The sequence below is a fragment of the Chelativorans sp. Marseille-P2723 genome, from assembly GCF_902809845.1.
GTDB lineage: Bacteria > Pseudomonadota > Alphaproteobacteria > Rhizobiales > Rhizobiaceae > Chelativorans.
The window spans coordinates 328,015-354,349 of record NZ_CADDWI010000009.1 but is presented as its reverse complement, the minus strand read 5'-3'; the positions used below and the strand labels follow the sequence as shown (position 1 = coordinate 354,349).

The window sequence follows — 26,335 nt, the reverse complement described above, 5'->3', positions numbered from 1 at the left end:
AGAACAGATCTTTCAACAGGCTGGCGATTGTCCCGAGAAGTCGTCAGCCTGCAAGCTGAAGGTTAACAGTGGTCGAGGGCGCGCTGTTGTTTCTCTCGCGTTTGCTACCAAACATGGCCGCGTCGGCCAGTGGCAGGATCTCAGCCAGCGTGATGGAGGATTCGGGTTTCCATTCGGACAGTCCGATACTAGCAGAAAGGTCGACCCGACATCCTTTCCATTCCAACGGCGTCGATGCAATTGCCTCAATCAACCGCTTTGCGATTGTGGAAGCCGTTTTCAGCTTCGTGTGTGGCAACAGCACGCAAAACTCATCCCCGCCAATGCGCGCCAGCACGTCGTCGTCGCGGAGCCTGCTGAGGATCACGCGGCCGATATGGGCCAGCGCCGCATCTCCGGCGGCGTGACCGAAGCGGTCATTGATATTTTTGAACCTGTCCAGATCGATCATCATCAGCACTGCGGAGGTTCGTTTGCGCCGCACCGATTTTTCGCAAATTGCGATCTTTTCCCGCAGGCCACGCCTATTGGGCAGGTTTGTAAGGTCGTCTCGCGTTGCCAGCAACCGGAGTTCGGCCCTGAATCGATCGGAAGCCATGAGAAGGAAGCCGAGGTTCCAGACGCTGCCGCCAATGACGGCGCAGACAAGGAACCACGCCGCGACGGAGTAGTAAGCGTCAATGGTCATGAGGCCCGACAGCCGCAAGGCGTTTGTGATCGCCTCGGCTCCTTGGCCGAGGATGAGCACACCGGCGGCGCAGGCTGCAACATACACGCCGATATAGCGTGGACGCTCGCGCAGAAGCGCAACCATTGCGAAGGACACCGGCCCGATCTGACTTATGGCGGCGATAATGTTGATCGCCTCCTGCTGTGGTCCAAAAATGTTCAGGGCGGCAAATGTGGCGGCGACGATGGCGACTACGGCTAACCAGAACGGCGGTTGATGGTGGAATACCCGCACACCCTGCCACATGACTGCAAAGCTTCCCGCCACCAGCGTCAGGCCGACATAGGTAATCGCTTCGTTTCCGTCGGCGCTCACGAGCAGGGGGCCGCTCACGCAGGTCATCACAAGGGCGGCAAGCCAGAAACGCGCCGCCTTCATGCTGCGATAGGTGCAGGCGATCACGAGCCACACAATGGCGAAGCTCAATGAGTTGAGCAGTATGATCACGTAAAGCGTGAGGAAATCGAGCGCCATGCAGCCTGCAGGAGAACCAGTTACACGTCTGTTCCGCGTCAATACCTGAAGAAATTCCTCAACGCGACTCAAGCGTCAACGATGTTGAGCGGCTTAGTAGTACGTTAGTAGGATAATTTCAACGAGGTGCAGTTATTGCCATCATGGTGTCTTGAGGCGGTTACAGTTTCGCGGGTTTTAGCTGTCCTTGCGTGCATCTTTGCTCAGGCTGCTAGTTGCTGCTTTGCCATCCTTGAACACCAACGAGAATACGAGACGGGCACCAAAGAGCACCAATGTAATGCGCGCAATGTGATGTAGAACCACGAATCCCGTTTCCACCTGCAGCACCAGCGCCATCAGGCTCATCTCTGCCAGTCCACCCGGCGAGTAGGCAAGCAGTAGCGGAAGGAAGCCGTAAGAAGAGACCTGACTGGCAAGGAACGCGAAAGTGAAGGTAGTCGCCAGCAGGATGACCGTCGCGCCAGCCGAAAGCTTCAACATTCGCAGTACAAGGGCAGGGTTCGAACGCGCAAAGCTGCAACCCAGCACCGTGCCGATGATAAGCTGGGCCGCATTGACGATCTCGACGGAGGGTTGAAAGTTGCTCCAGCTGGCAAGATGAACGAGACCGCTTACAAGAAACGGTCCGAACAACCATCCTGCAGGAAGCCGTGCGATCCTGCCGAACAGGGCGCCGGCCGCCGCGGTGACAAGGAGCCACAAGTGGCTTTGCCAATCTGCATCGAAGATCGATGGAGCAGCGCCGGTCTGGATGGTCAGCGAGGAGGCATCGCCAAGATAACGTATCAGGAAGGGGAGGGTGAAGACGAGCAGCAGAATGCGGGCAGACTGGCAGAGCGCAATGACCTGGACATTGCCGCCCGATCTTTCTCCTAGGATGATCATTTCCATGAGCCCGCCTGGCATCGCAGAAAAATAGGCGGTGCGTGGATCAAGGCCGGCCACTCTCTGGAAATAGACCATGCAGAGAAAGCCGCTGGTTGCTACGAACACGACGATGAGGGCGAGTGTCGGGAGCCATGCCCAGACATCTTTGAATAGCTCGGGCTGAAGCCTTGCACCCAGCATCACGCCAATAATGGCCAGCATTGGCTGGCGCACCAGGCTTGGCATGGTTACAGGCAAGCGAGCGAGGGCGGCAACGCTGCTTGCGCCCATCGCACCTAGCATCCATGGAAGCGGAAGCTGGAAATGTGCAAAAACCAGCGCGCCCGCGATTCCTATGACGAGTGCAAGAACGACGCTTACAGACGCGCTGGCTGAACGAACAACCGGGGGAACAATGGCGGTATCCCCACCGCTGGCTTCCTGCAAGCGCTTGGGAGAAGATGTTTCATCCAAGTTGAAGTCCTTCCCGAAGCCGGAACGGTATGTAAATGGCGAGAACCGGCGACAATACATCCGCCGTTCGGATCGCGTATCTTTCGGATGATTGTCAACCCCGCGCAGGAGTTAGCTTGCCTAATACCCGTCGAAAGCTTTTTGCCTGATAAAACGTTCTGTCAGGAGCAGAAGCACGATTCCCGGCAGGGTGGCAATGACGGTGATGCCGGCTGCGGAGGCATCGATGGTTCCTCCCGACACTTTTGAGAAAAGCAGCGTCGGCAGCGTGATGATCCTGCCCTGGCCCAGCAGAAAAGTGAGCAGGAAGATGTTGGTGGAGACGAGAAAGGTGAACAGCGCGCCGGCCACGACGCCAGGCATGAGCATGGGCAGCGTGACACGCAGGAAGACTTGCAGCCGGCTGGCGCCAAGGACCATTGCCTGCTCCTCGAACTCGGTTCCGAGCCCCTGATAGACCGCCGTCAGCGTGCGCACCATGTAGGGAATGGTCGGGATCAGATGGGCAATGATAATGCCCGCATAGCTGCCGGCCAGACCAAGGCCTATGAAAACCATGAGAAGCGTAATTCCAATCGCAGCCTCCGGAAGGATGAGGGGCAACGAGAGGAAGAATTCGACCGCGCTTTTGCCCCTGAACCGCTCGCGCGCCAGCACGCGCGCCGCAGGAAGGCAGATGGCTAGACACAGGATCGTGGCCGCCGCCCCGATGATGACCGTGTTCACCGTAGCCTCAAGTACGCGCGAATACGGCGAAAAGACATAATCCCACGCAAGCGGGCCAATCGAACGCTCGCGCTGTTCCAGCCACCACTCCGAGGGGAGCAGGTCCGGCCAGGCCCAGCGGAAAGCGAGGCTCTGGATGATGAGCGGCAGGAACGGACCAAGGATGAAGGCGGCCATGGCCAGAAGGTAGAACCTCTGGAAGGGCGACAGCCGATCTGTGAGGCGGGGGCGCCGCATCAGACCCTTCCAATCATCATTTCGTAGCGCCTGTACGCAGCAAGATAGGCAAACAGGAGCACGCCCGAGATGATGCCCATCGAGACCACCGCCGCCATGCCCTGAAGCTGCAGCGTATAATCTGCATCGTTGAAGTAGCGCCAGGCGATCACGGGCAGTGTATCGGGAAAGCCGCCGCCCAGGATCAGCGGCGCTTCAAAGGCTCCCATATTGAAGGCGAAGCAGATCAGGCTCGAAGAGACGATGCCGGGCAGGATCTGCGGCAGCGTGACGCGAAAGAAGATCGCCCGCGGGCTTGCGCCGAGCACTGCGGCCGCCTCTTCGGTGTTGCGATCGACACCAAGCAGAACCGCATAAATGGCAAGCGTCATGAAAGGTGTCTGCTTCCACACATAGACGGTAATGATGCCCCAGCCGTAATGCGTTTTCAGGATGGCAGGGAACTGGCCGGGATCGTCGATGAGGCCCACATAGGCTGCAAGTCGGGAAAGAATGCCGCCATTGCCAAGCATAAGCACGGCCAGAGCGATCCCAACCAGATAGGGGATCATCAACGGCAATTTGTAGATGTAATCGTATAGTCCCCGGCCGGGAAATGCCTTGGTCAGCGCCAGTGCAAGAGGGATGGCGAGCACCAGCGCGATCATTGTGGAGGCAGTTGCGTAATAAAGGGTGAGGCCGACAGAAATCCAGAAGAACTGCGATGCCCAAAGCGCCTTGAAATATGTCAGACTTGGGAATGTGTTGACGCCGAACCATGGCGCAAAGCCCAGGGACTGGAGCACGGCAAGCAGCATAGCCCCGCCAAAGAGCAGCACAAGAACGAAAGCAATCGGCGTCAGGGTCAGCGCAAGGCCGAGAGCGGGCCGTCTGCCTGCCGCCTGCGCCGGCTGGAAGAGGCGCGGCGCTGAATTTGGTGGCGGGATCGGGGAGGACATGGCTGGCTCCGGTGCGGCTGGCCTGCTTCTATTTATCTTATGTAATTTTCGGCCACGCGCGCGACGATCTTCGAGATGGGCTCGTTTCTATTCCGCTCAATATATTCCAGCCAGACGGCTTCGATCACGTCGACCAATGTGGCGTGGGTATCGGGCGCTGCATTCTCATCGAGCTGCGCTTGGGTAACACCGACATGGCCAGGTGACGCTTCTTCAAGCGCGTCGGCATCTTCTGCCGGCAGCCGCCACGGATCGATCCCGGCTGGCATGCCCACATGGCGAAGCTTTGAGACCTGCGCCTCAACAGAGGTCATATAGTCGATCATGACCAGGGATGCTGCAGGGTTCGGGGCATTTGCAGGGATGACCAGATAGTTCTTGTTCTTGATCATGTTGCCCTCTGGGAAGATGAACCCTTCGGCCTTTTCCGGATAGCGGCCTGTCGCAACCGCTGTGGCAACCGCATAAAGGCCGAATTTGCAGGCAAAATCGATTTCACCGTTGAGGAACAGGCCTTCCAGTTCCGCAATGTCTTCAGGATAGCGGGGCCTGCGTCCATTCCCCGCGCTCAGAAGCAGCGGCTCCAGATCCTTCAGGTAACGAAGCCCGGGCTCGATGAGGCGGGCAAGCTCCTCTACTCCCAAGTCATCCAGTGAGGCCTGCAATGGCATGGCCCCTGTTCCATCGGGGTTATGGGCGTAGATCGCGGCCTGTACGAAGGTGTTGCCAATATAGTGGGGTGGCTTCACATAGGTGAACTTTCCCGGGTTCTTCTCAAGATAGGCATGTAACTGCGCGAAGGTTGACGGCGTGTCCTCTTCCGCAACGCGGGCGCGATCGGCTGCGCACACATATTGCTCAGCCGACCAGGGCATTTCCTGCCCAAGCGTCTCCACGCCAAAATCCCTCAGATTTGTGAGCGACCGCTCATCCGCCGGATCCCATTCGAGATTCACCGCGTTTGGCAGCAATTTGGCGAAGCTGCCGAAAAGCGCGTTCTGCTGCTTCAGCGTCGCAAAGTTTTCGCCGTTCGCCCATATCGCGTCGACGCTGCCCTTGCCGATGGTCCTGCCGGCAGCGAGTTCCGTCAGAACGAGGTCGATCGCATCCTTCGTGGCAGTAACCCGCACGGGATTGAAGGTGATGCCTTCCTGTTTCATGGCAGGAGCTACCACCCTGTCCATCCATACATTCAGCAGGTCATCGCCGCCCCAGTAGTAAAGATTGACCTGGCCTTCCTCCCGCGCTCTTTCGCGAACCTGCCCCCACGCGAGTTTTCCGGCCAGGAAATCATCCCTGAACCTTTCCGCGCCCTCATCGGCCACCGCCGGAAAGCAGGCCAGCAGCGCCAGCAAGGTGATGGGAACCAGTCGAAACTTGTGCATGTTGCCTCCCTTAATGCGATAGCAGCCAGACGCTTTCCGGCGCAATGTCGAGCCATACTGTCCGGCCGACATCGAGAAGGCGGCGAGACGGCTCGCTTACCGCGATGCGTGTTGCGCCGCATTCCAGAGTGTAGACAACGCTGGCGCCCAGAAAATCCCGTTCCACTATCCGGCCTTCAATTGCCTGAAAGCGTGTGTCTTCCTTATGCTCATGAAGGTCGATTGCCTCCGCGCGCAGCATGAGGCTGACGGTGGCCCCAAGGGGACAACGCGGCTGTTCATCCACCCTCAATTGCCCGAACGCCGACTCGACCCGGTTCTTTGCCACAAGCGTGCCGGGAAAAATGTTGGACACTCCCATGAAATCCGCGACGGCCATGCAACTGGGGCGTTTGTAGAGCAAATCTGGCGGTGCATATTGGGCAAGGCGTCCGTCAAAGATTACCGCAATACGGTCAGCGAGTTCCATCGCCTCGGCCTGATCGTGCGTGACGAAGATGGTGGTGAGGCGCAAGCGCTTCTGCACGTCGCGGATAAAGCGGCGCATCGTTGCGCGCAGCTTGGTGTCGAGGCCGGCAAGGGGCTCGTCCATCATCAGCACGGAAGGCTCGGTGATCAGGGTGCGGGCTATGGCGACGCGCTGCATCTGCCCACCGGAAAGCTGGGCGGGAAAGCGGTGGCGAAAGTCGTGGAGCTGGACGATCTCAAGCATCTCCTCCAGCTTCTCGCGCATCTCACCGCGCGGTCTTCCGCGCACGCTGAGGCCGAAAAGAATGTTCTTTTCAACCGTCATATGGGGGAAAAGGGCGGCGCGCTGGAAAACCATTCCAACGTTGCGCTCCTGCACCGGCGTATTCGATACGTCCGCGCCGTCGAGCAGGATCGACCCGGCCGACGGCTCTTCCAACCCGGCAATCATGCGCAGCATCGTCGTCTTTCCGCAGCCCGAGGGGCCGAGCAGCACGACGAACTCGCCGGACTCTATCGTCAGCTCCAGATGTTCGATTGCGGTAAACGAGCCGAAGGACTTCCGCACCCCGCTTAGATGAACTTTCGTCACCGAGGCTCTCCACCGCTCTGCACCATGCTTCATCAGCCAGAATGGTCTCGGCATGCTGACTGTGCGGATTAAAGGGTGTGCCTTGAAGCCTGTCAAAGGGGCACGGCAGCATCCTCATGCGCGGCGTCGCGATTTTCCAGATGCAACGAAGCGGTTTCCGCAGCAAGCCATTCGCGGAAGGATGCAAGCGGCGGATAGTTCGCACGCGCCTGTGGCCAGACGAGCCAGTAGGCTCCAACGCCTTTCGTTGCGCGCTGGAAAAGCGGGACCAGCCGTCTCTCCCTTATCTCGGGCGCCGCCAGATATTCCGGCAGAAGTGCCACGCCGAGCCCGGCAATGGCCGCCTGCGTCATTGTCGCGAACTGATCGAAGAGCATTCCGCGTACGGGTACCGGCTCAGCCCCGTGTGCCCTGAACCATGCCGCCCATGCTGTCGGGCGCGTCTCAAGCTGCAGCAGCGGCAGCGAATGCATATCCTCCACCGTGTCTACTGGGCTGCGTTCGAGCAGAGACGGCGCAGCACAGGCTGTCAACCGCTCTTCGAAAAGCTTCATATGTCCTGCATCGCGCCAATCGTCCGTGCCGAAATGAATGGCAGCGTCGAACCCCTCCGCCTCAAAGTTGAAGCGCTTCAGTCGTGTGGCGAGATTGATCGTCACCCCCGGATGCAGCGCCAGGAAACTTCCCAGTCTTGGAGCGAGCCAGCGCGTCCCGAAAGCCGGCAGGATGGCGAGCGAGAGAACGCCCCCGCCGGGATTCGCCGAAAGCTCCATGCTGGCGCGTTGGATGAGGTCCAGCGCACGGCTTATATCTCGGCCATAGGCGCGGGCGGCTTGCGTGGGAATGAGCCTGCGGCGGTGCCTCTCGAAGAGCCGCTGTCCCAGTTGGGCCTCCAGGTTCTGGATGAGCCGGCTGACCGCACCCTGCGTAAGGTCCAGTTCCCGTGCCGCCGCTGCTGTTGTTCCCGTTCTGAGCACAGCCTCAAAGGCTGACAACAGACTCGTGGATGGAATGAAGCGGCGAGAACGGCCCACGGATATTCCTTTTGCGCATTATTTTACGCATAAATATTGTTTCTCGGCCATAGATACAATTGCTAAAGACATGATCTATGCGCGCGCTGATGCCGTGGCCGAACTCCCGATTTCACATTACAGGAAGGAAAACGGCAATGTCCGAGACCGCCAACCCGTCGCCGAAGAACCAGATCGATCGTGGCCCGTTTGCCTGGTCTGATCCTTTTCTTCTTGAGGATCAGCTTTTGGAAGAGGAGCGGATGATCCGGGACGCTGCGGCTGGCTTTGCGGCGGAGAGGCTGAGCCCGCGCATTGAGCGGGCCTATATGGAGGAGGAGACGGATCCGGAGATTTTCCGCCAGATGGGTGCGGCGGGGCTCTTGGGTGTGACGATCCCGGCTGAATATGGCGGTGCGGGGGCCGGCTATGTTTCCTACGGGCTGGTCGCGCGCGAGATCGAGCGTGTGGATTCGGGCTACCGCTCGATGATGAGCGTGCAGTCCTCGCTGGTCATGTATCCGATTCATGCCTATGGCTCTGAGGAGCAGCGCCGGAAATACCTGCCGGGGCTTGCCTCGGGCGAGCTCATCGGCTGCTTCGGTCTGACGGAGCCGGATGCCGGTTCCGATCCCGGCTCCATGAAGACGCGGGCGGAGAAGATCGATGGCGGCTACCGGCTGGTCGGCACCAAGATGTGGATCTCCAACGCGCCGATCGCCGATGTGTTCGTGGTGTGGGCGAAGTCGGCCGCCCATGACAACCAGATCCGCGGCTTCATCCTGGAAAAGGGCATGAAGGGGCTTTCGGCGCCGACGATCGGCGGCAAGCTTTCGTTGCGCGCCTCCATCACCGGCGAAATCGTGATGGACGGGGTGGAGGTTTCCGAAGACGCGCTTTTGCCCAATGTTTCCGGCCTGAAGGGTCCCTTTGGCTGCCTCAACCGAGCCCGCTACGGCATTTCCTGGGGCGTCATGGGGGCGGCGGAGGATTGCTGGCACCGGGCGCGCAATTACGGGCTGGAGCGCATCCAGTTCGGCAGGCCGCTGGCGCAGACTCAGCTTTTCCAGAAGAAGCTGGCGGACATGCAGACGGAGATCGCGCTCGGCCTGCAAGCCTCGCTGCGGGTCGGACGGCTGTTCGACGAGGGGCGGATGGCGCCGGAGATGATCTCGCTGGTGAAGCGCAACAATTGCGGCAAGGCGCTCGACATCGCCCGCGCCGCGCGCGACATGCATGGCGGCAACGGCATCCAGGTCGAGTATCACGTGATGCGCCACGCGCAGAACCTGGAGACCGTCAACACCTATGAAGGCACACACGACGTGCACGCCCTCATCCTCGGCCGCGCACAAACCGGATTGCAGGCGTTCTACTGAAAGGTTCATAGAAAAGCGGGTGTCGGTTCTCCGTCCAGATCTGAAAAAGCCGGAACCTGGTCATTCCAGCATCCATGAAATTTAGGAGTGACCTAGATGTCGCTCGATTGCCATTCGGCGTAAGCTGCGAGCGACCAAATCTGGCGGAGCTGTGCTTCGCCTCCAAGGCTCGTTGCAAGGTCGAGTGCGGGCCGCAGCATATCCGCTGGCAACTTTCCGGATCGCGCTTGCGCCACCAGTTCGCCAAGTAGCTCGGAGGGCTTGAGAATTTCCCTTGCCAGATCAAGCCAGGATGGGCGCAACCGTTCGGGAATATCTGCCAGCTCGGTTCCCAGCAGAAAATAACGTGCCGCCATGGGGTTTCCTTCGGCAAGGAACAGCCGAGCCGCCATTACCGGACGTGCGGCGAGCACCTGGGGGGTTATCGCCGCACGAACCGGCACTATCGCTGAGTATCCGAACCGCTCGAGGATCGCATTGATCAGCCCCGCCTGCAGATCTGGCCTCTCACTACGTTGCAATGTCCGCATAAGGTGCAGGGCGAGTTCCATTCCCATTCCTCGCTTTGCAGCGACATCGACAATCTCGCGAAGTTGGAAGTCGAGCGCCTCAGGCGATATGGCTACTGCTTGTGCGATCCATCCCGACAATAGATCGCCCAGCAGGTAAAGCCGGTTCTCTGACGATAGCAGCGAAATGAGCTCGTCCAGTATGAAGGGCTCCACCGAGCCGTCTGCCATGGATGCAATTTGGATGGCGGCTTCCTCGGCCCCGGCCCTTAGCAGCGACCGTACGAACTCCACGCGACTTTCTGCACCATGCCAGGTTTCAAGCCAGTTGCTCGCATGTTCCACCGCTTCGACAAACCTGCCGTCTTCGACCAAAATCTCAAACAGCAACATCCGCGGCTGCCTGGCATCTATGGGCAAAATCCGATCGAGGTCGGCAAGCAGGGCGCTCGCCTCCTTCAGCCTCTCCTCTGCTGCTAACAGTGAGGCCAAACGCATCCCGCGCGCTTCGCCGATCTTATCGGAAGGGATTGTCTGAAGGACACGAAGTTCGTCGTCAAACCGCGCATGCATCCTGTAGAAGCGGGCCAGCCTGTCGGCTGTTTGCGGATCGCCGGTCAGCCGTAGGACATTCTCCAGCGCATTCAGGAGAGGCTCCCGGCGATGGGCATTTGCATAGACCCATGCCGCTTTGCGCCAGGCTTCAACGTCGTCCGGGCGTAGCGCAAGATAAGATCTCAGGGCGCTCTTCGCAAAATAGAAGTCTCCATATCGCTCGTTGAGCAGGAATGCCTGCATCAGCACTTCCGGACTCGCCTCACCGGCTTCCACCTTCGCGTTGGCTAGGTGCAAAGCTTGCTCGTATCGTCGGTCACGTATCAGCATCGTGACCTGTTCCAGCGGACGCGGGACAGTGGCAAATCCGACGGCAACTGCAACCAGCGAACAGGCAAATGCAATGAACGGTGGCCGCACGGTCACGCTCCACTTCCGGTCGGGATACAGGACAGCCGGATTTCGATACCACTGATGGCATCGGCCTTGATCTCGAATTCCAGCCGACCGTCGGCATCTGCCGTTGCGAAGCTGCTCCAGGCCATCTTTTCGTCGTGCCGCGCCTCCAGCTCGTAGGTGGTTCCCGGCAAGAATCCGACCCAGGTGAATTCTCCAGGTCCATAGCCGCTTGCCTGGTAGTTTATGCCGCAAGCATCGCGCTCAAGGTCCCATATGCGCCAGCGGCTGTTGTCAAGTGCGGTGACCGGAGCATGTTCGGGTCCGGGCGCCTTGTCCCTGGCCTTCAGCTTGATGGTGGCGGCGGGCACGGTTTCGTCAAGGGCGATGTAGAGGGACCCTTGATGGCGGGTGCGGCCAATGACCCCGACGCTCGCAGCAAGGTCGACGTCCAGTTCTTCGGCATCGTCGAAGCGGACCGTCTGCAAACCGTCACGCCCGGAAACCCGCCAGCTCCATGGCCCGCGCCTTTCAATCTTAGTGCTGAAAAAGCCGTCGGCTATTGTTGCATAGCGGGAGGCTTCGATCGGAGCTAGTTTCTGCTTGCGCGCCCATCGCAAATGGGTGCGAACAGCATTCAGTGACGCTTCCTTTTCGGCCGAAAACGTATGGTAATAGACGTTGACGCCTTTGAGCCGCCGTGGATTTTCCGTTCGCCTAATCGTTTCGCTGAGGCTTAGGAAGCCGTGGAAATGCTCCGTCCAGTCATTGGTGTAGGTGTTCTCATTACTGTTCACAGCATATATCTGCCGTTCGCTTCCCGCCTCGCGGGACAATGGCGGGACATAGCCGACTGAAGGATACTCGTCGTCAAAGCGACTGTCGCCGCCATTGAGGTTCCTTATGCCTGCCCGGCGCGTTGCCTTCACGACAGCTTCGAACGCCCGAGTGTCGCCAGTCCACTGATAAAGCTCTACAGCTTTTCCAGGCGGCGCCAGCGCCTCCGTCTGCTGAATGGCAAGGTCGACTTCCTGATCCAGCCGGAATGGATCGCGCATATAGGCGCGCGGCAGTTCCTTGCCCCCGGACACGTAGAGCTGCCGCATGGCTTCCTTTGCTGAACGCTCCTGGGACAGGCCGATGCTAGCGGTCAGCCGGCTGAACATGCCGGTTGGCTGGTTTGTGGCAACGCCTTCTTCCAGCAGGGCAAGCTCCGCCGAACGGCTGTAATTTTCATAAAAGCCCCAGTCAAACGGGTGGGTGCTGGTGTGGAGCCCGACCTCTACATGAGGGAGGGCAAAGATGCGCCGAGCCAGATCCTCGGCAATCTTGCCTCCACCAAGTTGCGGGTCGAGGTCCCCCGCCACAAGCCCCACGGTTACAGGAAGATCTGGAAAAGGTTCGATCAGCTCCTTCAGCATGACCTCCGCCGATGTGGTTGGCGGGTTCCGGTATCGTTCCATTTCCACGAGATTGATCCAGCCGTCGCCGTCGACGTGGCTGAAGTAGAGCCGCCGTCCCGATACGGTGGTGGTATCGGGGATTGGGAAAACCTCCCCGCCCAGCGCGCGATGGAAAAACGCGAATGGGTTGATGATCCACCGGCTGCGGTTGAGTTGTTCGTCGTAAAAGATCTCGAATTCGGCAGCCACGTAGGCGCCGCCCGGCCCGATCGTCACAAGCGCAGTGGGCCTGTTGAGGCTACGTTGGGGTGCCATAACCTCAAGAGCCACATAGGCTTCGAGTGAGATTGTCTCGATGATGGGATATTCAGGCATCGCAGGATCGACCGGATGCTCGAACCCGATAAGATCCTCGTCCTGGAAAAGGATCTTTGAGCCCATGGTAATGGACACGAAGTCCGTCGTATATCGTACTCCGATCCGTGCGAGAACTCGGTTCAGGAGCGGAAGATTGTTATCGCTCGGATCAGCCCCTACGCTTCCTAGAATGATGAAGCGGGTGCCGCTTTCTGAGACCTTCGCTGCCCAGTCCAGGTAGTAGGCTGGATTCTCCAGATTGTAGGTGAACCAGGTGATGACCGCGCGATAACGTGACATGGTCTCGACAGGAGGCAGCGGCTTCGTGCGGATGTCGTGATACTTAACGATATACCCCAGGTGGTTAAGTGGCATCTCGGCCATGTAATGGACCATCGTGGCTGAGGATAGCTCCTCGTGAACGCTGTCATAAATTGCAAGAATTTCACGCTGGACCGGAATCGCCGCCGCATGTTGGGTCAGGATGAGCACCATGCCGCCGAAGAAGCATAACCGGCCCGCCAGGTATCTGAGGAAAGACAGACACGCAAACATCGTCAGCATTCCTCAAGTGGCAGTCGGTCAAGCTGACGGTGGCCGAAAAAGGGAAGGAAGCCAAGCGAGGTAAGGTGCTTGCGGGCGGAGGCGATTGCCTCCATGTCGGCCAGGTATTCGGTGGCCAACATCTTTATTCCCGCGGCCTGCGCCTTGCGCAAATAGCCCAGGCTCCAAACCACGTCCCTCCTGTCGTTTTCTATGCCCTCGCCCTTCAGTCCGGTGAGCAGGCTTTCTTTGTTGTGCGCATCGATGAGGTCGAGATAGCGCTGCCGCGTGAGTAGCAACTCGGCGTTCTGCGGCAACAGGATGAATCCTGGATCGCGCCCGCGTGCCTTGGCGGCGAGCTCGGCGATAAGGTCAATCATGTCTTGCTGGGCCGTGGGCCTTTCTTTCTCCCAATCAAGATAGGCGTCGGCACGGTCGATCAGGACGCCATCGAAACCGATGTCCAGAATTCGGTCAAGGATGGAGTCAGGGGCACGGAAGACCATGGATTGCCAGCGGTCATCCCAGTACCGGACGTAACGTGAGCCTGGCCATTTTGGGTTCTCCGGTCCCACCCAGTCGGGCACCTGCTCCCGCCACTGCGGCGGCCAGTACCAGCGTTTCACGTCGGCTTCCCCGACACATAGATAACCAAGGACAATGCGCCGCTGACCATTAGGCTTGCGCTGGAGGAGTCTCCTTTCGTCCGGCGTGACAAACCGCCGGCGACCGTCATCGAGGCTTGCGTCGATGATGATGAGATCGAGGTTCGAGGCTGAGATCTCGCTAAGCTTCACGTTTTGATACTGACAACCCCAACATCTGACGCGCGCAAGCGCGCGCCGCGATTGGACCCTCTCCGTGCTCAAACCCCGTGTTGTGGCTCCGGCTCTCTGCATCGCGAACATCAGACCTGCCAGGAAAGCAGCAATGACATTCCGCCGCGTGAGAGAAAAAATACCTGAACTCGACATTAATTAAGCCCCTGAACAAGCTGACCTGCTCAGCGTCGTTCTGTTTGTGCTGTCGACATCATGTCCAACCGCTCGGCGACCACCTTAATCACATCACCTGGTGCCAACTCCTCGCTTTCGCTTGCCACGAAGTTGAGTACCCCTTCATCGGTGCGGCGTAGAATCTCAATCCTTGCCTTGTCGTCGGCTCCCAGCCCGCGCAGGGCCGCCTCAAGGGTCCGCACCATGTCTCGTGCGGTGGTAATTGTGGTTTCGAGGCCGGCAATTTCGTCCTCCACGGCAACAAGGTCGCGGGTAATGCGGGCGCGATGCTCCAGATCGACCTTCGATTGGGTCAGCTCAGCCTGCACCACCTTCTGTTCGGCAACATGAATCGCCGAGAGTAGTTGCTCGCGCTGGAGCTCAAGATCCGTCAGATCTTTCTGGGCGCCCCAGACCGCTTCCAGATTGGCAACGCCGCGGCCTTGCATCTGCTGCAATACTCGCAGCCGCTCAGTGCGAGCTTCAATCTGTTGGTTGAAAAGGGTAGCGCTCTCGCGAAGCGTCTCCAACTCCCCGCGGGCACTTTCTAGCGCGGCGCCGTGAAGTTCGGCCTCACCCTGGCGTACGGCGGCCTCCACTTCACCCAGACTACGCTCGCCCTCCAGCATTTCGTCGGCATCCTGCGCAGCCTGTGCCAATATGGGATGGGAGGCGGCCACACGCTGCCCGTCGCGTTCCTCCGTCAAACGGGCCCGCTGCGCTGTCAGGCGCTTCAGACGTTGCATCGCCTGGGCGAGGCGCTCACGTTCGCGCCTTAACTCCATGTGCTGCGGAGCGCCTTCGGGCAGGCGTTCAAATCCTCCTGCAAGCGCGATCGCCTGCAATGCGATCATGCCGGGCGAGAAGGGATAGGAGCCGGGATTACGCACCACGCCGAGAACAAAAACAGGCTGTCGCGCCAGAATATTCACATAAACCTCGCCGCTGCGCCCGATCTGCTGCTGGAAGGTTGTTGAGATCTCATCGCGCAGTTCCTCAAGGGTCTTGCCACCGACGGAGAACCGCCCGAGCAACGGAATTGCGATTGTGCCGTCCATCTCCACGTTATATTCGCCTGTCAGGTCCAGCCGCTGGTAAAAGGTGCGCATGGCGGCAGTCATAGCGGAGCTGTCGGACCCGCCCGGCGGTGGAAGCTCCAGATGCTCAAAGAAGCTGATCTGAAGCCGGTCCCCGATGTGAAATTGCGCCGGTGATACCTGTGTTGGAGGTGTCTCGGCTGTCGCTGACGCGGTCGCTTCCTCCGTGGAGGTTTCTTGTACCGGAGCCGTGTCCTGCGCTGCCTCCTCGGCGGCGGCGGTGGTGATGGGGAACCAGGTTCCCCCCATCAACGCAATCAACGCCGCGGCGACGGCCAGGAAATGCAGGAAACCTGTGGGGGGCCTGGAAGCTGAGGCATGGAGCTTGAGCATGAGTCTTGTCCTTTGTGATGCGTTTTCATGGCGCCAGCAGCGGCTTAGGCGGTCCGTCCGGATAGAGCGACATGGGAAAATCATGGATCTGGACCGGCTTTTCCTGTCGGCGCGCCTTGCGAGATCCGAATGCCAGGCTTTGCCGCAAGGCGGTGTCGAAGGTGAGGTAAACGAGTTTTTTTAAGGTGCGGTCGAGTACTGCCATGGCAGCGAAAGCGGCGGCGGCGCAGGCCACCAAGTGACCCAAGCCGAGATATTCGGGCCCGAGCCAGATTGAAAGAAGCGTAAAGCCCACCTGACAAACCAGAAAGATGGTCTGCAATACCAGGAATCGTCCGTGGCGCTCGAAGAAGAGGAGGAGCGAGGTGGCTGCGAGAAATATGAACTGAAAGAGGGCTGCTGCGAGGCCAAGGCGTAGTATCCCGATCTGCTGATACTGCAATCCCACGGCATTCACCAAAGAGGGAGCTGCCATTGCCGCGACGGTGCAGAGTATCGCCTGTATTGCCATCATGCGCCAAAGGAGACGTGTTGCCTGGCGGTCAAGCGTGGTGCGGGCGACATGGATCCGCGACAGCGGAGCGCGCGCATGGATTGCATGAAAGTAGCCGCGATATGCCTTGAAGAATGTCGTTTCTATCCCGGTGACGAACATGCCGAGTGCGGGAATGATCACCAGGTAGGCAATGAACATTGCGCCATCATAAACCGGTGCGCTGATAAGCCCATTTTCCAGCCGCACCCCCTGAGGGCTGACCCACATGATCCACTTGTCCATCCACAAGGCTGCGATGGCTATCCCAGACCCCAGCGCCAGCACCCGGTAGCTGACGAAGCCCTTCAGCAGATTGGCGAGTTGGGGACCTATCTGCCTTACGGGGGAAGGAAAGGTGCTTAGGATCCGGCCGGCCAGTGCAAAGAAAACCAGACCGAGGCCCGTCGTGAAAGCTGCCATCATTGCTGCCGATCCCCAATCGGCATGGGCAACCGCCACCGTCGCCATTATCGAAACAACGAGCCCTATGACGAAACCGGAGGTAATGCCGGAATAATCACGCGTTGCACTACAGAAGGCGAGGCTGGGCCAGATAAGCCCCACCACCGTTGTTGCGGCGATCGCGACCACAAGGTCGATGCCTGAAACACGAAGCAGGGTTAGCGTCACTCCGGCCACTGCCGCTGAGGCCAGTGAACTAAGGATGAGGGCTGCGACGTAGCGCGGGCGGATTTCATGGAAATTGCCCAGGAAAATGTCGTCTGCGACTTGCCGGACCGCTACATTGACCACCGGCATGGTGGCAAACAGCGACAACGCAAAGGCGTAGATGACGAGGCCACGAAAGGCATAGCTGTGCTCGTCCAACAGAATTCCTATGGTCGCCCTGTCGATTACGGCTATGGAAAGAACGGTAAAGATCCATGGTCCGGCGGCGATCACCGCGCCGTGGCTGAGCGTTGCCGCTGGCCCAATCACGCCGCTGCGTCGGAACAGCGCGCGAGAGGTTATCCCTATTCCTGCCATGAAGAAGCTCCATCGGACGCGGCAGGCTCGCGGTAGAGGCGGCGGTAAGCATTGCTCGCACGCTCGGAAGAATAAAATCGCCGCACGCGGCGTTGCAGGCGCTCACCCATCTCCTGACGCAATTGCGCGTTGGTCAAAAGCGCAATTACACCCTCCGCGATCTGTTCAGGGGCAACCACGTCAGTGACGATACCTCCGGCCCCATAGGCAGGCTCTTCATCCTCGCGTCCCAGAAGAATCTCCCTGCAGGAGCCGACATTGGTCGTGACGCAGGGAATGCCGGCCGCTCCGGCTTCCAGAAGCGTCAGCGGTTGCGCTTCGCTAAGGCTGGTCAGCACCACAACATGGATCGAAGACAGCCATTGCTTCACATCCACGCGCCCTTCGAACCGCACGATTGATTCCAGCCCGAGATCCGCCACCATCTGCCGGCATTCGGCAAAATAGGCGGGATCTTCGTCCAGCGGCCCCAGTATGGGAGCGCGCAAGCCGGGGACGGCGTGACGTACCGCGGCGGCGGCGGCTATGAAGGTCTTGACGTCCTTGATCGGCACGACACGCCCGACCATTGCCATGGTTGGTGGCGCGTCCTGCCTGGGCGGGGCTACACTGCCGAAATGCGCCAGATCGATGCCGTTCGGGATGACCGCCAGCTTGTGCCGGGGCGCTCCGAGATTGACCTGTAGTGTCTGGTTGTCCGAGTAAAGGGTGGTGACGGTTTCGCATGCTTCATAGCAGGCGCGCGCATAACTCTCGAAGACCCTGATCCAAAGATCGCGCAGGTCCATGCGCGGGTCATTCAGTCTCAGGCCCTTGTCCACCGTATCCACGATCCAGTCGGCCATGAGAATTTCAAGGCGCCTTTCATTCGTGTAGATGCCGTGCTCGGTGAGGATGGTTCGGTGTCCGGTTTCCAGAAATGCGCGTGCAGCGAACAGGCCGGCATAGCCGGTAGAAATGGTGTGATAGATGCGGGCGCGCGGCAGGGGAAACATGGCGGTTGCCAAAAGCCCGCGGATGAGTGTGTGCCAAGCCCAGAAGAAATCGAGGAAGGAGGCGTGCGGCATCAGCCGCGCATAGAGTCCGGTGACTACCCTCCACGAGAACTCCGATTGCGTCAGCTCGTGGAAAGTAGGCGGCATCTGCGGGTTGCGGAGCCAATGTAGCAGGTCGTCAAGGGCTTCAAGCTGTCCGGTTCGCGCGAAACGGTCCAGAATCTGTACGACACGTTGAACGTCCGCTTCCCCCGGCTTGAAGGGTCTTGCCCGGAATGTTGGGGGCGGGCCTTGCAGATCGAGTTCGCAGAAGCGCAGCAGGTTGTCGGGGAAAACGTATTTGCTTTCGCGCGGGCCCTTCCCCGAAACAATAGAGACGACAGAAAAGGTCAGTTCCGGCTGGCTACGCATCAGCCAGTCGAGCCAGCCCGCAACGCCGCCAAGCACGTACGGGTAACACCCCTCCACGATGAGGCACACATCCGTTTCCTTCCCCCGGGCAAGGTCAAAAGCGGGAATGCTCATCCTGTCCTCTGTCTGCTTGAGAAAGGACTGCTGGTTGCCGGCATGTGTCGTCGCCGAACGGGGCAAGCAGCGGCAGTTTGGACGCTGCGGCACGAGATCTGTCGAAGGACACGACCTCGCTCTGACCGGACTTCAACAGGAACGGGATCCTCTCGGAGAGGCCCCCGCGGAGGCGGGCGTTGAAGAGTATGTCGCGTAGCGAGCCACCCAGTTTCGGGATCAATGGAGCAAGCCGCGCCTCGATCTCATCATAACGTTCCATTTCCAGAAGCAAGCCGCACAGTAGCGTCTCGGTCTCGTCAAGATCGACGGCAGCCGGCCGCTCCTGCACAAGGATGCTCAGCGCGATGCTCCGCGCCCGATAGGCATCGGAAATGCTGAGAAGGCCGGATCGAGCCGCATCGGCAAGGGCCTGTGCTTGTTCCAGCGCCTCCCTGCCGTGCAGCGACTTCGTCTGCGGAGTCGTTTTTGCCTGCCGTTTTTGGATTGGCCGGGAAAAACCTTCCCGCAGCTTGGCGTAAACAGCGGCGGCGGAGACCCTTACCTGCGCCTCCTGGCTCCTCAACGCGACTTGTAGGAAGGGCAGATAGTCAGGATGGTACTGCTTGGAAATGGTGCCAAGCAGCGCCTGTTTTTCTCTCACGCTGTTTCCTGCGATCACCTCGGCAAAGCGCAAGACCTGGGATCTTTCCGCACTATAGGCGCGACCCTCGGCAACTTCGTTGTATATAGCATGTGGCGGGTCGAGATGAGCCGGTTCGGCGGACGGGTGATGCGACGGTGCAAGGCTATCGGCAGATGAGCAATCATGCCTAAGGCGGTGCGCCAGCATGATCATGCCCAGCGCGCCCAGAGGGCCCATTGCCAGCACGGAGATGGCGCCGATGGCTGCTACCCCATTGTCTCCATCGGAACCGCGAACGAAGCAGACAGCGCCAGCAAGCGCCAGGTGCATGGTCAGCAATATTGGAATGGCCAGGATGCCCGCCGCTCCTGCCATGATGACTGCAGCATCTATGATTGCAACGGCCAGCAGATAGAGTGGATGAAGATCCACGCCCCTTCCTGGCATCTCGTCGCGTTGCGCGACAATGGTCATGGCAGCCCCTTCAGGATTTCGTAGAATATCGTTCCATTGCGAGTCCACCGGACGCTCGCCGCGGCAGTGTGGAATCGGATGCAGTCATGCGGTTCATGGAGATCCGCATTCCGAGAATGAAGCAGCAAAGTGCGAGTGCTGCCTCACCTGCCGGGGACAAGCAAGCCGGCTCGACTTTCCCTACAAGAACGAGCCCCAGCGCTCGCTTGTCGAACCCCGGCACCAAGGCAGCCATTGCCGCCGTCCCGCCGAGCTTGGATGCATCCTGTCTACGGGTGCAGTTTAGCGGTCGGCCAGAGGAACTAAGGGTATGAAGAATTAGCGGTGTAGCCGCAGGAGGCAGGTCCGGCGTCTGGATCAGTGCGGAGAGATGATCATCTTCCCCGGTAAGAATGCTCGGGCTATGCTCCAGCATTATGAGCTGAATGTTTCTGGCCCCGAGCAACCGCCCCAACGCGTGGCTGAAAGCATCCTCCAGTTGGTGGGCGGGCGCCGTGGCCAGATCGTTGAGCAACTCGATCGAGAGGCTTGCATTTCCAGCACCTGATACCACGACCGTATGTTCGAGCCGGGCAATCTCTTGCCGCAGTGCCTGGGAATGATCTGCGAGCGTCCTGGCCTGCTTCTCCCTTTGCGCGGCCTCTTCGCGCAGATCCTCAAGCTCATCGAATTGTTTCTGGCGGATTAGTCCCAGTACGGCAACGCTCAGGAGCCACAGGATCGATTCATGAAGGTTTGCCTGGAGATACGCATAGAAATCGGCATGGTCCACAGGAGAGGACCAGCCTCCCATTACCCAATGCAGGCTACTGGCAATGGCCACTGTCACCAGGCCTGCCGTCAGGCCATACTGCACCACGGCAAGGAGAATGGGTATCCAGAACGGATGCGGGGAGAGCTGCAGAAGGTGCAAGTTCATAATGCCAGAATTCTCCAGCAGAATGATCATTGCAAATAGACCAAAAATATCTATTCCCGGTATGATAAAATTGTTGTGATAATTTAGGCTGTCTTCTGTGATTTGTTCTTTATCTTTGGTATATCGCTTGCCGCCGTTATGGGTCGGACTATGCATAATACCCCCTGAAATTAACTTGAAGCCAGAGTGTTAATGTTTTTTTAACATTTTGACCTCGGGCCTTTTTGACTTTTGTCAATCAACAGCAAATAAGCTTTCCTTCGAGGTGCTCCGTTCGGGAGGCTGCAAGCCCAGTCGCATTGCGGCTGCTTGGTCTCCGCACCCCTCAGTTCGGATGTGATTTAAGTTTTGTAGTTTTGCGAATGAGCGACGGGCGTGGGCGGCTTAAAGCTTCCCGACGCCAGTCACCGCGGCGCGCCGGGGAGCCAGAAGCGCCAAGGTCGCCTGTGGTGGGGTCCTCTGCCGCACGGGCGCACAATGCAGCAAGGTCGTTAATGATAACCCTGTTCGGCCTGTCGAGCTTGAGGACGCCGTCGCGCTTCAGCCGCGTCAGAGCGCGGCATACCGTTTCGACGGTGAGCCCAAGATGGTCGGCGATATCGCTGCGCGGCATGGAGAGGCAGAACACTGAGCCATTGTCCAGATCGCCAGTCGTGCGTTGACCGATATCGAGCACAAAATGAGCAACGCGTTCTTCGGCGCTCTTGTGCAGCATCGACAAGAGGCGCGTATGCATCTGGTAGTACTGCACCCGCAATGCGTCGACAATTGCCCCATGGACATGCGGAGCCCGACTGGCCAACACCTTCATGCGCCCGGTCGACAACCGCTGTATGCGGCAATCGCTGACAGCTTCTATGGTGAATAAGTAGCGGCCCATCGAGGAGAGGCCGAAGAACTCACCCGGAAGAGCAAAGCTGGAGATCATCCGGCGTCCGTCCAAGAGAACACGGCAGTAGCGCAGGGTTCCCCCAACCAGGTAAAAGACATCGCTGCTGGGATCGCCTTCCCACAGGATCGCGCGCCCGGCGACAAATCGCTCAGTCGGCAAATCCGGCAAAAGGCTGGAATTCAGCGATTGCGAGAGAAATCCAGGTTTGCCGTGCGGGATCGTTGGCTGCAACGTACTCATAACGCGACCGTAACTCGTCACCAACCCCACATTTCAAGTAAACACTGCCAATGTTACTTCCGTTGTAGGGGGCTATGACGGATTACATCATTTTGTTGCGAAACTTGACGTAACGCAAAAGTTGTAATAAATTTTATCTACGGATGGGGGCGCGCACAGCTATACAGTTTTCGTGAGGTGGCTATCATCCTCCGCAAGGAACCGTCATTGTAGCGAAGTACCGTTTGCGCGGCCCTGTTGGGAATGCGCTTCGGTTCGTGTACGTAGCGCGTGCGGATCTGAGATGAGTGAGAATCTCCAGTATCTCCGAAACGTTCTTATTGTCGACAGCAATGAGAAACCCCGAGAAATACTGCAAAAATACTTCAATAACGAAGGCTATCACGTTGTTACGGCTGTGAGCGGCACCGAAATGCGCGCTCGTCTTGCGGAGCGGAACTTCGGCCTTGTCCTGCTCGATATCGAATTGCCGGGAGAGGATGGCCTGGCCATTACGCGCAGCCTGCGTAATGAATCCGACATTGGCATTATAATCGTGACTGCCCGCAGCGACTTGATCGACCGCATCGTGGGCATCGAAATGGGTGCTGACGATTACATCGCAAAGCCGTTTCACTTGCGTGAGGTGCTGGCACGGGTAAGAGCGGTGATGCGGCGCACGCGCGGGAGCAGGCCGAGCCGGAGAACCGAGGCGGACGGCGCCGCGGTTGGCTTCGGTCGCTGGCAGCTATATTTCGAGCAGCGCCGCGTGATCGACGCGGATGGCGCTGAAATCGAGCTCACGTCGAGCGAGTTTGAGATGCTGTCCGTGCTGGTTCGCCACGCCGGCAAGGTGCTGACCCGCGACCGGCTTATGGACTTGACGCGCGGGCGTAACTGGAATGCGCTTGACCGAACCATCGACGCCCACATCGCCCGCTTGCGCAAGAAGATTGAGCCGGATCCAAAGCATCCGACTATCATCAAGTCTGTCCGGGGGGTCGGCTATGTTTTCGCGGCGAAAGTACGCCATATCTCCGGCTGATGTGGCAGGGTGCACTTTCACACTTTCGAAACAAAATGTCACACGAGAAGACCGGCCGGGGCAGGATTTCCGCTGTGCGATCTTCCAGCACCGAAGCTTTCCGCCGAGCGCCAGCGCTTACGCGACGCGCGTTCTGGAAGGCATCAGGGTGTACGGGTTGACATTTCTCTTGCTCCGTGGCTGCCCATATGCAACAGCCACGAGGAACAATCGTAAGTGGTAAGGAAGGAATGTTCATGATCTCGCGCAGAACCTTCGCCGCCTTGTTTCTGGCTGGTGCTGGCACAGCCCTCATGGCCACCGGCGCGACCGCGGCCGACAAGATCAATATCGGGATTATCCCGTCACTGACCTCGCACGCGCCGAGCATCATCGCTGCCGCGAAAGGTTATTTTGCCGAGCAGGATCTGGAAGTCGAGCTTGTGAGCTTCCAGGCGGCCCAGCCGATGGCGGTCGCTATTGCCTCTGGCGATGTCGATTTCGGCATGACGGCCATCTCCGGCGGTCTGATCAGCCTTGCCGACAAGGGCGTCATCAAGGTGATTGGAGGGGCGCTGCAGGAGACGCCGGATGTCGAAGGGCAGAAGATCCTCGTGTCAAAGGCCGCCTACGAGCAGGGCGTGACCACGCCTGCGGACCTGGCGGGCCGCAGCTTCGGCATCACCACGGCCGGTTCGTCATTCCATTACATGGCGCACAAGATTGCCGACAAGGAAGGCTTTCCGCGCGAAGAAATTACGCTGCGGCCGCTGCAGCAGGTGCCTGCCGTGATCGCCTCGCTGAAGAGCGGACAGATCGATGCCTGGGCGATCGTTCCCAACATTGCTTCCGGACTGACGGCTGGTGGCGAGGCGGTGGAGATCGGGACCATTGCCGATTATATCGAAGGTTACCAGGTTACCACTGTCTTCACCTCCACGGCCAATGCCGAGGAAAAGGCCGATCTTGTAAAGCGCTTCCTTGCCGGGCTTTCCAAAGGCATGGACGACTATAACGCGGCGCTGGTCGACAAAACGATGAGCGAGGAAGAGGCGGCTGAGATCGTTGCCATGATCCACGAATACATCTATGCCGACCAGCCGCTGGAGACAGCCGATCCACGCATCCGAGCCGGCGCCATGCGCATGAGCCCCGGCGCCGCGCTGAGCCTTAAGAGCGTGGAGGATCAGCTAGAGTGGTTCAAGTCGGAGAAGCTGGTGCCGGAGACGGTCACCATGGAAAAACTCGTCGACGCGAGCTTCGTGGAGACGTTCTGAGGGCAGCGCCCGCGGGCTGCGGGCGCTTGAGCAAGTTGTTCGGTCCATGCAACTTAATGTGAAGGGGATCACCCACCGTTACGGCACCACCAATGTGTTGGAGGATGTCTCTTTTGCGGTGGGTGACGGCGAGATCGTCTGTATTGTCGGGCCTTCGGGCTGCGGGAAATCGACTTTGCTCAGGATTGCCGGCGGGCTGGAAAAGCCCAATGCTGGGAAGGTTATGGTCGCGGGCGCGCCGCCCGAAGGTTCGCTCAACCCCATTACCTACATCTTCCAGGACTTTGCCCTCCTGCCGTGGCGTACCGTCGAGGGCAATGTCAGTCTGGCATTGGAAGACCACCGCCTTGGGGTGGAAAGGCAGCGCGCCGTTATCTCGGACGTGCTTGCCCGCACAAACCTTTCCGATTTTGCCCGGGCCTATCCACGTCAGCTTTCCGGCGGTATGAAACAGCGTGTGGCCATTGCCCGAGCGCTCGCTGTACGGCCAGCAATAATGCTGATGGACGAGCCGCTTTCCGCACTGGACAGCCAGACGCGTGAATTGCTGATGGACGACCTCGCAGCGCTTTGGCACCGGGAGCGTTTCTCCGCATGCTATGTCACCCATAATCTTGCCGAGGCTGTGCGCCTGGGCCACCGTGTCGTCGTGCTTTCGCGCCGTCCTGGCCGCATCCGCGAGGTGGTCGAAATCGGAATACCGCTTGAGGAGCGGCCGGAGCGCCTGGCCGAACTAGAGAGCCTGCAGCGCCGGGTTTGGCAGGTCATGCGCGAGGAGGCTCGCGAGGCTGACCGGGAAATTGCTGATGTCGCATGATGTAATCACGAAAAGGGCCGATGCGGTGGTCGGACAGGTCCAAGCAGGGGAGGGGGCGCGGCCCGTACCATTTCGCGGCGGCGGTTTCACCTACCGGCCATTGGGGCCGGTCGCACCGGTCGTCTTCCTTCTTGTCGTCGGCCTATGGGAGGTGGGATCACGCACCGGCGTGATCAGCCCAATTGCGCTGCCGGCGCCCTCCGAGGCAGTCCGCGCCCTTGTCGATCTGATTGTTACGGGAACCCTCTGGCAGCATCTGGGTGCCAGTCTCTATCGCCTTTCGGCCGGATGGGCGGCAGGAAGCCTCCTCGGCATCGCCGTTGGTCTGGCGATCGGCCTCTTCTCGCTCGCCCGTGCCGGGCTCATGCCGCTTGTTTCCGCCCTGTTTCCCATACCCAAAATCGCGCTCCTGCCCCTCTTCATCGTCTGGTTCGGCATCGGCGAGGGCTCCAAGGTGGCAACGATCCTTTTCGGTGCCTTCTTCCCAACTGTGATTGCCACTGTGGGCGGGGTGGACAATGTGGATCGCAACCTGATCCGGATGGGGCAGTCTTTCGGGCTCTCCTGGCTTTCTATTGTGCGCAAGATCATCGTGCCGGGCGCAATGCCTTCCATCCTGTCCGGCTTCCGCATTTCCGCATCCATCGCGATCGTGCTTCTCGTGGCTGCCGAGATGATCGGTGCGCAATATGGCATCGGGGCCTACATCCTGACGGCCGGAGCGCTTTTCGCTACCGATCAGCTCATCGCTGGCGTGACGCTTCTTTCTGTCCTCGGCCTCGCCATTGGTTGGCTTATCGGCAGGGCCGAGCGCATTCTTCTTTCCTGGCGCTCTTGAGCGGAGCAAAACAGGCAGCCAAGCGGAAGAGCGTCCGGCATAGTGCTTGTTACCAAAGGGCATCTGTTGGGATTCCCTTCGAACGCCTTCTTCTTTCCTGACGCCCTTTAGCGGAACGAGATGCGGTGGTCCTGTGGAGGAATCCTCCGCTCGCCCGTTGCAGAGGTTTTTTAATGCCAAAGGCGCTGGACAGCGCACGAACTCATGCTATAACCCACGCGCTTTCGGCGATCGCCAACGTTGCCGGTCAGGCGCGGCAAGCCCCGCCCTAACATGGAAGCCCAGGTAGCTCAGTTGGTAGAGCAGCGGACTGAAAATCCGCGTGTCGGTGGTTCGATTCCGCCCCTGGGCACCAACAAAATCAGGCAGTTTTCCCATCCTTCCCCGAAACCATGTTGCATCATGTTGCAAATGTACTCCCTTGATTTTCAAGGTTTTTCATCGTGCTCGGCTACTCGACGCGACATGGATGCAACATGGATTGAGCCGTGATTATACAAGGGGCTGAGAGGATGAATAAAGCGCCATCAAGTGGTAAATGGCCCGACATATCGCTTTACTGGCGGCTGAGAAATGCTGTGGAAATTCCTGCGCCGTGGGAAGGATGGTTACGGCGGGAGCGCCTATGCGGCTGCCCAACAATTTCTCTTCCTATTTCCTCAAGACTTTCCTCGCTTCCGGATCGGGAATTTGACAGCCAGGAACTGGTATCGCCGCTATCACGGGACCGGCAA

Annotated in this window: 21 protein-coding genes and 1 tRNA gene; 6 read left to right on the top strand and 16 right to left on the bottom strand. The window is 59.1% G+C overall.

Going from position 1 to position 26,335, the window contains the following annotated elements:
• Positions 1–43: 43 nt before the first annotated feature.
• From HUS57_RS08995 to HUS57_RS08965, 7 genes are all read right to left on the bottom strand, one after another.
• Positions 44–1,204 carry a GGDEF domain-containing protein gene (locus HUS57_RS08995; protein WP_173932883.1) on the bottom strand — a complete coding sequence of 387 codons (1,161 nt, stop codon included), beginning with the start codon at positions 1,202–1,204 and terminating at the stop codon, positions 44–46.
• Positions 1,205–1,381: 177 nt separating this feature from the next.
• On the bottom strand, positions 1,382–2,548 hold the full coding sequence (locus HUS57_RS08990) for an AbrB family transcriptional regulator (protein WP_173932881.1): 1,167 nt from the start codon (positions 2,546–2,548) through the stop codon (positions 1,382–1,384).
• Between the two features lie 120 nt (positions 2,549–2,668).
• Complete coding sequence (locus HUS57_RS08985; protein ID WP_173932879.1) at positions 2,669–3,511, bottom strand: ABC transporter permease; 843 nt, start codon at positions 3,509–3,511, stop codon at positions 2,669–2,671.
• Positions 3,511–4,449, bottom strand: coding sequence for an ABC transporter permease subunit (locus HUS57_RS08980; protein ID WP_173932877.1), 939 nt, complete (start codon positions 4,447–4,449; stop codon positions 3,511–3,513). The genes HUS57_RS08985 and HUS57_RS08980 overlap by 1 nt, the downstream gene beginning before the upstream one ends.
• 32 nt (positions 4,450–4,481) lie before the next feature.
• Positions 4,482–5,834 (bottom strand): ABC transporter substrate-binding protein, encoded by a 1,353-nt coding sequence (locus HUS57_RS08975; RefSeq protein ID WP_173932875.1) that lies wholly within the window; start codon positions 5,832–5,834, stop codon positions 4,482–4,484.
• A gap of 10 nt (positions 5,835–5,844) precedes the next feature.
• Entirely contained in the window at positions 5,845–6,894 is a 1,050-nt protein-coding gene (locus tag HUS57_RS08970) for an ABC transporter ATP-binding protein (protein ID WP_173932873.1), read from the bottom strand.
• A 92-nt stretch (positions 6,895–6,986) separates the two neighbouring features.
• Complete coding sequence (locus HUS57_RS08965; protein ID WP_173932871.1) at positions 6,987–7,928, bottom strand: LysR family transcriptional regulator; 942 nt, start codon at positions 7,926–7,928, stop codon at positions 6,987–6,989.
• Between the two features lie 173 nt (positions 7,929–8,101).
• Here HUS57_RS08965 and HUS57_RS08960 point away from each other — a divergent pair, with 173 nt between their 5' ends.
• Entirely contained in the window at positions 8,102–9,286 is a 1,185-nt protein-coding gene (locus HUS57_RS08960) for an acyl-CoA dehydrogenase (protein ID WP_173933260.1), read from the top strand.
• Between the two features lie 92 nt (positions 9,287–9,378).
• Here the strand turns inward: HUS57_RS08960 and HUS57_RS08955 are convergent, their stop codons facing one another.
• From HUS57_RS08955 to HUS57_RS08915, 9 genes are all read right to left on the bottom strand, one after another.
• Positions 9,379–10,776, bottom strand: a complete 1,398-nt coding sequence (locus HUS57_RS08955) for a hypothetical protein (protein ID WP_173932869.1) — start codon at positions 10,774–10,776, stop codon at positions 9,379–9,381.
• Positions 10,773–13,061, bottom strand: a complete 2,289-nt coding sequence (locus HUS57_RS08950; RefSeq protein ID WP_173932867.1) for a hypothetical protein — start codon at positions 13,059–13,061, stop codon at positions 10,773–10,775. Before HUS57_RS08950 ends, HUS57_RS08955 begins: the two co-directional genes overlap by 4 nt.
• 2 nt (positions 13,062–13,063) lie before the next feature.
• Positions 13,064–13,846: an endo alpha-1,4 polygalactosaminidase gene (locus HUS57_RS08945; protein ID WP_173932865.1), complete on the bottom strand. Its 783-nt coding sequence runs from the start codon at positions 13,844–13,846 to the stop codon at positions 13,064–13,066.
• Positions 13,847–14,052: 206 nt separating this feature from the next.
• A complete protein-coding gene (locus tag HUS57_RS08940) occupies positions 14,053–15,474 on the bottom strand; it encodes a polysaccharide biosynthesis/export family protein (RefSeq protein ID WP_173932863.1) in 1,422 nt (473 codons plus the stop codon).
• Between the two features lie 25 nt (positions 15,475–15,499).
• Complete coding sequence (gene pelG / locus HUS57_RS08935) at positions 15,500–16,996, bottom strand: exopolysaccharide Pel transporter PelG (RefSeq protein ID WP_173932861.1); 1,497 nt, start codon at positions 16,994–16,996, stop codon at positions 15,500–15,502.
• Positions 16,984–18,516 (bottom strand): GT4 family glycosyltransferase PelF, encoded by a 1,533-nt coding sequence (pelF, locus tag HUS57_RS08930; RefSeq protein WP_173932859.1) that lies wholly within the window; start codon positions 18,514–18,516, stop codon positions 16,984–16,986. Before pelF ends, pelG begins: the two co-directional genes overlap by 13 nt.
• A complete protein-coding gene (locus HUS57_RS08925; RefSeq protein ID WP_173932857.1) occupies positions 18,497–19,615 on the bottom strand; it encodes a hypothetical protein in 1,119 nt (372 codons plus the stop codon). Before HUS57_RS08925 ends, pelF begins: the two co-directional genes overlap by 20 nt.
• Before the next feature lie 10 nt (positions 19,616–19,625).
• A complete protein-coding gene (locus HUS57_RS08920) occupies positions 19,626–20,534 on the bottom strand; it encodes a hypothetical protein (protein WP_173932855.1) in 909 nt (302 codons plus the stop codon).
• A 325-nt stretch (positions 20,535–20,859) separates the two neighbouring features.
• Positions 20,860–21,666 carry a helix-turn-helix domain-containing protein gene (locus HUS57_RS08915; RefSeq protein WP_173932853.1) on the bottom strand — a complete coding sequence of 269 codons (807 nt, stop codon included), beginning with the start codon at positions 21,664–21,666 and terminating at the stop codon, positions 20,860–20,862.
• A gap of 283 nt (positions 21,667–21,949) precedes the next feature.
• On the opposite strand from HUS57_RS08915, the gene HUS57_RS08910 reads away from it, so the two are divergent.
• The 5 genes from HUS57_RS08910 to HUS57_RS08890 all read left to right on the top strand — a co-directional run bounded on the left by HUS57_RS08910 (position 21,950) and on the right by HUS57_RS08890 (position 25,956).
• On the top strand, positions 21,950–22,690 hold the full coding sequence (locus tag HUS57_RS08910; RefSeq protein ID WP_173932851.1) for a response regulator: 741 nt from the start codon (positions 21,950–21,952) through the stop codon (positions 22,688–22,690).
• A 230-nt stretch (positions 22,691–22,920) separates the two neighbouring features.
• Entirely contained in the window at positions 22,921–23,946 is a 1,026-nt protein-coding gene (locus HUS57_RS08905) for an ABC transporter substrate-binding protein (RefSeq protein ID WP_173932849.1), read from the top strand.
• A gap of 46 nt (positions 23,947–23,992) precedes the next feature.
• On the top strand, positions 23,993–24,763 hold the full coding sequence (locus HUS57_RS08900; RefSeq protein ID WP_173932847.1) for an ABC transporter ATP-binding protein: 771 nt from the start codon (positions 23,993–23,995) through the stop codon (positions 24,761–24,763).
• Positions 24,753–25,601, top strand: a complete 849-nt coding sequence (locus HUS57_RS08895; RefSeq protein ID WP_173932846.1) for an ABC transporter permease — start codon at positions 24,753–24,755, stop codon at positions 25,599–25,601. Before HUS57_RS08900 ends, HUS57_RS08895 begins: the two co-directional genes overlap by 11 nt.
• A 279-nt stretch (positions 25,602–25,880) precedes the next feature.
• Positions 25,881–25,956: transfer RNA gene (locus HUS57_RS08890), tRNA-Phe, on the top strand.
• Positions 25,957–26,335 lie beyond the last annotated feature (379 nt).

Bases quoted from the DNA above. Each gene is read 5' to 3' on its own strand.
- HUS57_RS08995 (WP_173932883.1), bottom strand. From the start codon at position 1,204: ATGGCGCTCGATTTCCTCACGCTTTACGTGATCATACTGCTCAACTCA.
- HUS57_RS08985 (WP_173932879.1), bottom strand. From the start codon at position 3,511: ATGCGGCGCCCCCGCCTCACAGATCGGCTGTCGCCCTTCCAGAGGTTC.
- HUS57_RS08980 (WP_173932877.1), bottom strand. From the start codon at position 4,449: ATGTCCTCCCCGATCCCGCCACCAAATTCAGCGCCGCGCCTCTTCCAG.
- HUS57_RS08975 (WP_173932875.1), bottom strand. From the start codon at position 5,834: ATGCACAAGTTTCGACTGGTTCCCATCACCTTGCTGGCGCTGCTGGCC.
- HUS57_RS08950 (WP_173932867.1), bottom strand. From the start codon at position 13,061: ATGTTTGCGTGTCTGTCTTTCCTCAGATACCTGGCGGGCCGGTTATGC.
- HUS57_RS08940 (WP_173932863.1), bottom strand. From the start codon at position 15,474: ATGCTCAAGCTCCATGCCTCAGCTTCCAGGCCCCCCACAGGTTTCCTG.
- pelG (WP_173932861.1), bottom strand. From the start codon at position 16,996: ATGGCAGGAATAGGGATAACCTCTCGCGCGCTGTTCCGACGCAGCGGC.
- pelF (WP_173932859.1), bottom strand. From the start codon at position 18,516: ATGAGCATTCCCGCTTTTGACCTTGCCCGGGGGAAGGAAACGGATGTG.
- HUS57_RS08925 (WP_173932857.1), bottom strand. From the start codon at position 19,615: ATGACCATTGTCGCGCAACGCGACGAGATGCCAGGAAGGGGCGTGGAT.
- HUS57_RS08920 (WP_173932855.1), bottom strand. From the start codon at position 20,534: ATGAACTTGCACCTTCTGCAGCTCTCCCCGCATCCGTTCTGGATACCC.
- HUS57_RS08915 (WP_173932853.1), bottom strand. From the start codon at position 21,666: ATGAGTACGTTGCAGCCAACGATCCCGCACGGCAAACCTGGATTTCTC.
- HUS57_RS08910 (WP_173932851.1), top strand. From the start codon at position 21,950: ATGAGTGAGAATCTCCAGTATCTCCGAAACGTTCTTATTGTCGACAGC.
- HUS57_RS08905 (WP_173932849.1), top strand. From the start codon at position 22,921: ATGTTCATGATCTCGCGCAGAACCTTCGCCGCCTTGTTTCTGGCTGGT.
- HUS57_RS08900 (WP_173932847.1), top strand. From the start codon at position 23,993: ATGCAACTTAATGTGAAGGGGATCACCCACCGTTACGGCACCACCAAT.
- HUS57_RS08895 (WP_173932846.1), top strand. From the start codon at position 24,753: ATGTCGCATGATGTAATCACGAAAAGGGCCGATGCGGTGGTCGGACAG.